Raw genomic sequence first — 7,397 nt, forward strand, 5'->3', positions numbered from 1 at the left:
GGGTTCGTTCTCCTGCGCCCTCAAGTGTAAACTTTAGCCAGTCAATTGTCTCACGCTTATTGGCACAGAGGGGGGGCTGTTCACCGCGAGCACCGTCATCGACCCGGGCGCGCTCAGCGCTTCATAGAGCGCCGCCGGGCTGGGAAAGGTCGCGGCCAACCGGGTCGCCGCCAAGGCCACGGCAGGGCGCAGGCTGTAGACCACCGGCTCCTTGATCGTCCCGTCAGGGACAGGCGGCAGAGCGTCCGCCATCAGCGCGGCGGCCGCTTCCGCTTCTGCCTCAACAAAATCAAGAATATCGTCCAGATCGGTCCGGGGCAACGTGCTGGAGGTGCCCACCGACCGGGCCGGGGTTGAGGCCGGGGACGTGGCGGGCTTCGCCTGACACTGCGGCACAACCGCGGAGACGGGTATATCGGTCGGCGCAACGTAAGGCGGGTGGGTCGTGATGACACCGCTGATGGTCGCCCATCCGGGATGTTCAAGAAGCAAGCTCTCGCGGATCGCTGCGGCGAAATCGCACCAGTCAGCCGGGGCTGCCGTGCCGCTGGTGGACGTGAGCGGGAGGGTCGGGGTCATGGGCTGCGTCATGGGAAGCCTCCGTTAGTTGTAGGAAAAAAAAGGGGAAGCGGCTCGGCCCAAGGGCGGGCCGGGAACCAGATCTGGATACGGGGTGGTCGGGTGTTGCCGATGGCGCCGATCGAGGCACGCCCGGTCAGTTGGCCCCGGTTTAGGCCGACCCGATCAAGCGGTTCGGGTCAGCCAGCCCCAATGTAGGCGGCACCGGGGACTAGGCGGCCCCGGATTATGCGGCGAGGTCGAGATCGTGGCCCCATCCGCCAGGGATGGCGTCGGTGTGACCAAGTCGCGCGAGGGCCGCATCAAGCGACGCCCGCGGGTTCCGGCGCAACTCCGTGATCTCGGAGACGTGCACGACATGACGGCTGTGCCAGTCGGCTGTGAAACGCACCACCCCCTCCGCAAGGATGACCATCGCAAGGATGTCGAAATCGGTGGCAGCATAGGGGCCGCGCCCGGTCGCGCCGCGTTCGGTGCGTTGCTTAAGGTTGAAGACATAGTCCCCGGTTGTCCACATCGGGGCGGGGCCTGTCTCGGAGGCAGCATCCTAGCCGACAAGCCCTCGAGCATGCTCAAGGCGTTCGAGGCGCACCATTTTCGTTTCCGGAAGACGGATGACGCGTCGATGATGCATCTTACTATATCGGCTCCACGCGGGATCAGGCTGACCCCGCGCGCGTGGCGGGTGGTCTTTGCGTCGACATTACGCGACCTCGGCGCGCCGCTTCACCAGCTGGTCTGGGTCGCCTATCGGCACCTTCGGGCAGCGACGGACCATATTCATTTGCTGTTCAGCCGCTACACCATCCATGGCGCAGCTGTTGCGCTGGCCAAGACTCCCGATATGTATGAGCTAGGAAACCGACTTTCCCGCCGTTTGCGACTTCCGACGCCGTTTCCCGATGTCAAGTCCGGGCCAACGATGATCCATGCCCCGGTCCGGTTAATCAACAAAGGGAAGCATGAAGGGATTTCAGATATGGGCGTGGTCGGTCACCGGGTCAACGAGGCACTGGCTGTCGAACGTCCGGACACGTATTCCAGCTTCGTGGAAGCTGTTGCGCGCCATGGGGTTTGCCTACAGGTGCGGCACTATCAGAATGGAACAGACGGGCTGGCCTATGCAATAGACCAACCAAAACCCAAAACTCTCCGGGAATTCCGTCCACCAGTATGGATTCCCGGTGGTCGTGTTGGATCGCAATTCACGCTGAAGGGTATACTTCGGCGCCTGGATCTCCTGCGATATCTGAATGAACTCCCATCTCAGGTTGCAGTGATGAAACTTTTTGGGAACGCGCCCGACTCGACCGGGGCGCAGCTGGACCTATGGAAGGAACTCAATGAGCAACGAAGAAAAGACTATCGACTTGACGGGCAGCGCCGAGGAGGCCGTGGAAGCTATCTGGCAGCTGGTCCATCGGTTGGAGGAGATCGCTGGTCGGCTGGATCCGCTGGCTCAGGAACTGGCGCAAGTCCCGGGCGAGGCGAACGTACTTCTCAAGAAGCTGTTCGAGTACCTCTCGAGCTTGCAACAGATCACCACGGACACATTAACAAAGGTCAACATGATCCAAGAGACAATCGCGGCGATCAGGTCGGACCAGTCCGCGCAGGTCGATCGGATGGAACGGATGGAAAAGATGTTGCGCGAGATACACTCGCCCTTGACGAACCACGTCCGCTAACCCTCGCTGCAATCGTCGGCACCCTGGCGCGCCTGACTGAAAAATGGCTGATCACCCTCAGCCTCCGGCTTGAGGAGGGCGGAGGGTTTGTGATTTCTGGTGCTCAGATGCCTTTTTTGCGATACTGGCCGAACAGGGGTGCGGAGATATTGGCGCCGGACTTTTCGGACGATATGCAAAAGCTCGCTGACGACCTGGGACTCAGGGTCGTTCCGGTTCCGGCTTCCGGTGGACCGCAGATGACAGTTGAGATCATTTCGACCGGCGGACCGTCGTTTCACGAAGAGGACCAACCGATGGAGGACCCTGAGCACACAACTGGCCCGGACCTATGAATGGCCGGTACCAAAATTTTCCGTCTGGTCCCGCTGCTCGCTTCAGTATGATAATCTAGCGCGGCAAATCTCTCACCCCGGTCAACGACGGCAGGCGATCTATCGCGGCTTTGAGCGCTGGGAGGGGTGACTGGTCGCCATATACCGATTCATGCACGTCCTGACCCTCGTGACCCATGATGTCTCGGGCGACTTTGGCGGGCACTTCTTTGTCGAGATCGAGGATGTGCTGGACGTAATGGCGGGCGCTCTGAAGCGACAGGCCATCACCTGCAGTTCCCCAGATTTCCGCGACAAATTTTTCGACCTTGCGGCCGACCTTGCGGCCCATAATTTTTGAGGCCGGTTCCTTAAGGTCAGGGAAAAGAAGAACATATCCAGCCTTTCGAGCGTCGCGAACAAGGTCCAGTAAGCCCAGGCGTATCAGGTCGTCGTGAACCGGGACCTTTCGTCTCGAAGACGCGTTCTTGATCCGGCGGTCGGTGGTCGTGATCACATCAAAATAGGTGACCCCACCCTCTTCCCTGATGTAATCCACGCCGATGCCGGAGATTTCCTCGCGCCGCAGAGCACTATAGGCCGCGATCAAAGGGACCCAGTAAAGCCCGCTCTTGCGCCGTTCGGCAAGCGGGGGAAGCCTAGGCCCCGGCTGGGGATCAGTCCAGTACCGGTGCTGGAACAGGGTTTCGAGTTCATCCCGAGTGAAGGTCCGCTTCTTGTCACGTTGACGTCCCTTCTCCTTTCGCCGGAGGAGGCTGGGATCTAGCCGGGGGTGCAGTTCATAGCCCTCGGCCTTGGCCGTGGAAACAAGCGCGCTGGCATGGTCGACGTAGCGATTGACCGTGCCGACAGCCATGCCGACCTTCTCCTTCGGAAGTGTCGCGGCCCTTGCGAGAATCGTTTCTAACGGCAGGGTGTGATCTGAGGGCGATTTTCCGAACGATTTTGGCAACTTCAGCAAGGTCGCCCTGAACTTCACCAGATCCGATTGCAGGAGGGACCTGATATCTGTTTTTCCGATGACCCGTTGAAGGAGCGTGCCGAAAGCCTGGTACTGACGCGCCGTCTTGTCCTCCAGGCCTTCATCGGCGTGTCGCTTGAATTCGATCATCCGCTCAATGACCGCGGTGATGGACGGGTCAAGATCAGATGCCGCGGGTTCTGTCGGTTGGACCTCTTCAACTGGGGCGAAAGCCGCGATGCGTGGTGCAGCGGTCGTGGGTGCGAACACGGCAGAAATCTCCGGCGTCTGGGCGTCCGGTCGCTCAACATCCGAGGAAAATACCCCCCGGGCCGGGTCGAACTGGCTCAAAACTTCGGCCGCCAGTGCCCGGGCGGGCGGCGTTGTCACTGCGGCCTTGGCCGCGCGCATTCCCTCAATGTGAAGTTCGAGCAGCTGGGCCTCCTCACGGGGTCCGTTGATCCGACGACCGTTCACCTCTTCAAATACCGCGGCGCGGCGATCTGCGCCGACATGGCTCTGCAAGAAGGGCCGGAAGTGTCCGTCAAGGACCAGCCGTAGCATGGCCACCTCTTGAAGACTGCGACCCGCTGCGATCATCTGGTCTGCGGCCTCGCCCGAGATGGTCGCGCCGACTCCTTGATCCGCCAGAATGTCCCAGGCCTCGTTCATCCCAGTGACGATCTGCCGTTCCATCTCACCGGGTGGCTTGCCGTATCTGAAGCGCAGATCCCGGCGGAGATCGTGATCGGCCGTCACGTGGCTCTTTACCACGTGCTGCAAATACCGCCGGGCTTCCTCCAGCGTGATCCTGTCCTGTTCTAGGGCTGCCATCATCGGCTCACTCTCCGCGCTTAACACACGGGATAATATAGTCGCCCTGATGCGGTCTGTGGTGCGCAAAGACACCCTCAGGTCGCAGATAGATGTGGATAGAGGATGGACCTTGCGCCGCCAGTAGTAGACGTCGCCGCGGCGGGTGAGGTGAGGCAGGGCAGTCATTACGGGCTCCGAATTGGAGACCGACGCGCCTTTCACCGCCGCAGCGGTGTCACAGTCTGGTGTCACAGTAACGGACCCCCGAAGGGGAACGCTAAGGAGATCAGATACTTAGGAATATATTGGCTCCGGCGGTAGGGATCGAACCTACGACCAATTGATTAACAGGCGATTTTTTACCCTTTTTCAAGGTCTTGATTTTGTGGAGAGTTCCTGAGAATATCCTATATAGTGAAATGATTACAGCGACATATGAAGTTACAAAAGTGACAGTCGCAGTCAGTCGCCGACGCTGGTAGCCGTTACAGATGGTGACAAATCCGGTGACAAATAATTCGATCCTCCGTCCGAACCTGCGCAAAGGATGAAGCGCTTGGCAGACCGGACGGACGACGTCGGAGTGTTGGGGCGCGCTGTCCTATGCTGAAAGAAACAGGGGCTGGGGTGGAGACGACATGGCTAAATTGACGGACGGAAGAAACGGGATCATCGCCGGGGCACCGTCCCCAGAACGCGGACAGCGATTCCTCTATGATGAGCACCGGGATGCCCCACGTGGGTTTGGGCTGCGCGTCACCGCTGCTGGCGGCAAAGCATTCATCCTGAGTTATACCATCGACGGTAGAAAGCGGCGCAAGACCATCGGCGAGTGGCCGACTTGGAGCTTGGAGGCTGCGCGCCTTGAAGCCAGGGATCTCGTTTTAAAGATCAGTTCCGGCGCTGACCCGCTTGAGGATGCACGTCGGCGCAAAGCGGAACCCCTGGTCCGGGACTTGGCCGCGGATTGGCTCGATATGCATGCCACCGGCCTGAAGAGCGAGAAGGCCATTCGCGGTTATATCGAAAACGACTTGGTCCCGGCGATCGGTCGCCTAAAGGTAAGTGATGTTCGGCGGCGCGATGTAATCGAGGTGGTCGAGGCCAAGGCGGAACGCACACCACGGGCGGCTGCCCAGCTGCTGCTCTATGCCCGGCTCATGTTCGATTACGCTACGGACCGAGATTACCTGCCAGCGAACCCGCTGGCGGGCCTGAAGCCCTCAGCGATCAAGGTGAAGGGGAAACGGGATCCGCTGAAACCGGTGACCCGCGCCCGCGTGCTTGACGAGGAGGAAATCCGGGCGTTTTGGTGCGGTGTCGAAACTTGCGGCCTGCATAAACTGACCGCATTTGCCCTGAAGCTCGTGCTTGTGACAGGACAGCGGCCGGGGGAAGTGGCCGGGATGCACGATAGCGAGATTGCGGGGCGAATCTGGACCATCCCCGCGGAGCGTCGGGGCAAGACCCAAACAGCTCACGAAGTTTACCTGACTGGGACGGCGCTTGAAGTGCTAGATAGTGCAAGGGCGGAACTTGATCGGCTGCAAGATCGCAGGACGGCTCCGCGTGGTGGATACATATTTGAGGCAAAGCCAGGCTCTCCGGTGACGAATGCTGCGCTCTGCCGTGCCGTGAGCCGACATCATGTATTGAATCGCCCCGGTTTCACCGGAGACCCATAGCTTCATTTCACGCGACCATATCGAGCACGTCGCGCTGTGCATAGAAGTTCTCTTCAGCCTCTGCTGGCGGGATGTTCCCGATGGGGCCAAGCAGGCGTCTGTGGTTGAACCAATCGACCCATCCGAGGGTGGCCATTTCCAGATCTTGCATGTTGCGCCATGGACCCTGGCGGTGGACCAGCTCGGTTTTGTAGAGACCGTTAATCGTCTCAGCGAGGGCGTTGTCATAAGAGTCCCCAACGCTGCCGACCGATGGTTCGATGCCGGCTTCGGCCAGACGCTCAGTGTATCGAATGGACAAATATTGCCCGCCGCGATCCGAGTGATGGATCAATCCCCCTTTCTGAACAGGCCGTCGGTCATGCAGGGCCTGCTCCAAGGCATCGAGCACAAAGTCAGTCTTGGCAGACCGCGAGACCCGCCATCCGACGATGCGGTCAGCGAATGTATCAATGACAAAGGCCACATAGACAAAACCCTGCCATGTCGACACGTAGGTAAAATCACTGACCCAGAGAAGGTTCGGGGCTGGTGCTCGGAACACGCGGTTCACCTTGTCACGCGGACAAGGCGCTGACGTGTCAGGGACGGTTGTTTTGACCACCTTGCCGCGCACAGCCCCACGGATGCCGATCTGTTTCATCAGGCGCTCCACCGTGCAGCGCGCCAGCTCAAAGCCCTCGCGCTTCAACTGATGCCACGCCTTGCGGACCCCGTAGACCTGGTAATTCTCATCCCAGACACGTTTAATCTCAGGGCGCAGCTCCGTGTCACGCTGATGCCGCGCCGAAGCTTTGGAAGGATCAGCGAGGCACGCCAGGCGGTGGTAATATGTCGACGGCGCGATCGGCAGAACCCTGCAGATCGACTCGACGCCGTAAACAACGCGCTGATCTTCAATGAAGCCGATCATCGCTTCAGTGGGCGGTCGAGTTCCGCCTGCGCAAAATAAGCTGATGCTTTGCGGAGTATCTCGTTCGCCTGGCGCAGCTCGCGAACTTCACGTTCCAGGGCCTTGATCCGATCCCGTTCCTCAGTGGTCACACCATCTCGCATGCCACTGTCTTTCTCGGCCTGCTTGACCCATCCGCTCAAGGTCTGGGGAATACAGCCGATCTTGGGTGCGATGGCCGCTATCGCGCCCGCCTGCGTTTCATATGAGCCTTGATGCTCGAACACCATCCGGACCGCCCGCGCGCGGACCTCTGGCGAGTAGCGATTTGCCATTTTGCTTTTTGTCATAACCATCATCCTTACTTAAGGGCACCTCTAAAAATTGCGCCTGATCTGACGGCGGTGTAGACATTGGGCCAGTGTGAGATGGAGGCTGGTT

General features: G+C 59.8%; 6 protein-coding genes, 1 pseudogene and 1 other annotated feature. Of the genes and pseudogenes, 3 read left to right on the forward strand and 4 right to left on the reverse strand.

Features of this window, described 5'->3' with window-relative positions:
- Positions 1–33 precede the first annotated feature (33 nt).
- Positions 34–591 carry a hypothetical protein gene (locus ACEN2R_RS20385; protein ID WP_442044708.1) on the reverse strand — a complete coding sequence of 186 codons (558 nt, stop codon included), beginning with the start codon at positions 589–591 and terminating at the stop codon, positions 34–36.
- A gap of 214 nt (positions 592–805) precedes the next feature.
- On the reverse strand, positions 806–1,096 hold the full coding sequence (locus ACEN2R_RS20390; protein ID WP_442044714.1) for a hypothetical protein: 291 nt from the start codon (positions 1,094–1,096) through the stop codon (positions 806–808).
- On the opposite strand from ACEN2R_RS20390, the pseudogene ACEN2R_RS20395 reads away from it, so the two are divergent.
- Positions 1,058–1,399: pseudogene (locus tag ACEN2R_RS20395) on the forward strand (relaxase/mobilization nuclease domain-containing protein); the annotation flags it as partial. The gene ACEN2R_RS20390 and the pseudogene ACEN2R_RS20395 sit on opposite strands and share 39 nt — an antisense overlap.
- A gap of 523 nt (positions 1,400–1,922) precedes the next feature.
- Complete coding sequence (locus tag ACEN2R_RS20400; protein WP_442044715.1) at positions 1,923–2,267, forward strand: hypothetical protein; 345 nt, start codon at positions 1,923–1,925, stop codon at positions 2,265–2,267.
- A 390-nt stretch (positions 2,268–2,657) separates the two neighbouring features.
- Here ACEN2R_RS20400 and ACEN2R_RS20405 read toward each other — a convergent pair whose 3' ends face one another.
- On the reverse strand, positions 2,658–4,565 hold the full coding sequence (locus tag ACEN2R_RS20405; protein WP_442044710.1) for a hypothetical protein: 1,908 nt from the start codon (positions 4,563–4,565) through the stop codon (positions 2,658–2,660).
- Between the two features lie 452 nt (positions 4,566–5,017).
- Between ACEN2R_RS20405 and ACEN2R_RS20410 the strand changes: the two genes are divergently transcribed.
- Positions 5,018–6,064 (forward strand): tyrosine-type recombinase/integrase, encoded by a 1,047-nt coding sequence (locus ACEN2R_RS20410; protein ID WP_442044711.1) that lies wholly within the window; start codon positions 5,018–5,020, stop codon positions 6,062–6,064.
- A 7-nt stretch (positions 6,065–6,071) separates the two neighbouring features.
- Here the strand turns inward: ACEN2R_RS20410 and ACEN2R_RS20415 are convergent.
- A protein-coding gene (locus ACEN2R_RS20415) for an IS3 family transposase (protein ID WP_442044713.1) occupies positions 6,072–7,306 on the reverse strand; the annotation gives its coding sequence in 2 pieces (ribosomal slippage) (positions 6,072–7,012 and positions 7,012–7,306; 1,236 coding nt in all).
- Positions 6,903–7,019 (reverse strand) — a sequence feature (AL1L pseudoknot). Its footprint overlaps the gene before it by 117 nt.
- Positions 7,307–7,397 lie beyond the last annotated feature (91 nt).

Origin of the sequence: Pseudogemmobacter sp. W21_MBD1_M6, from assembly GCF_052119585.1 — a bacterium.
In the GTDB taxonomy this organism is placed as follows: domain Bacteria; phylum Pseudomonadota; class Alphaproteobacteria; order Rhodobacterales; family Rhodobacteraceae; genus JBGQOJ01.

Excerpts from the sequence above, each read along its gene's own strand:
- ACEN2R_RS20405 (WP_442044710.1), bottom strand. The coding sequence starts at position 4,565 with ATGACTGCCCTGCCTCACCTCACCCGCCGCGGCGACGTCTACTACTGG.
- ACEN2R_RS20410 (WP_442044711.1), top strand. The coding sequence starts at position 5,018 with ATGGCTAAATTGACGGACGGAAGAAACGGGATCATCGCCGGGGCACCG.
- ACEN2R_RS20400 (WP_442044715.1), top strand. The coding sequence starts at position 1,923 with ATGAGCAACGAAGAAAAGACTATCGACTTGACGGGCAGCGCCGAGGAG.
- ACEN2R_RS20385 (WP_442044708.1), bottom strand. The coding sequence starts at position 591 with ATGACGCAGCCCATGACCCCGACCCTCCCGCTCACGTCCACCAGCGGC.
- ACEN2R_RS20390 (WP_442044714.1), bottom strand. The coding sequence starts at position 1,096 with ATGTGGACAACCGGGGACTATGTCTTCAACCTTAAGCAACGCACCGAA.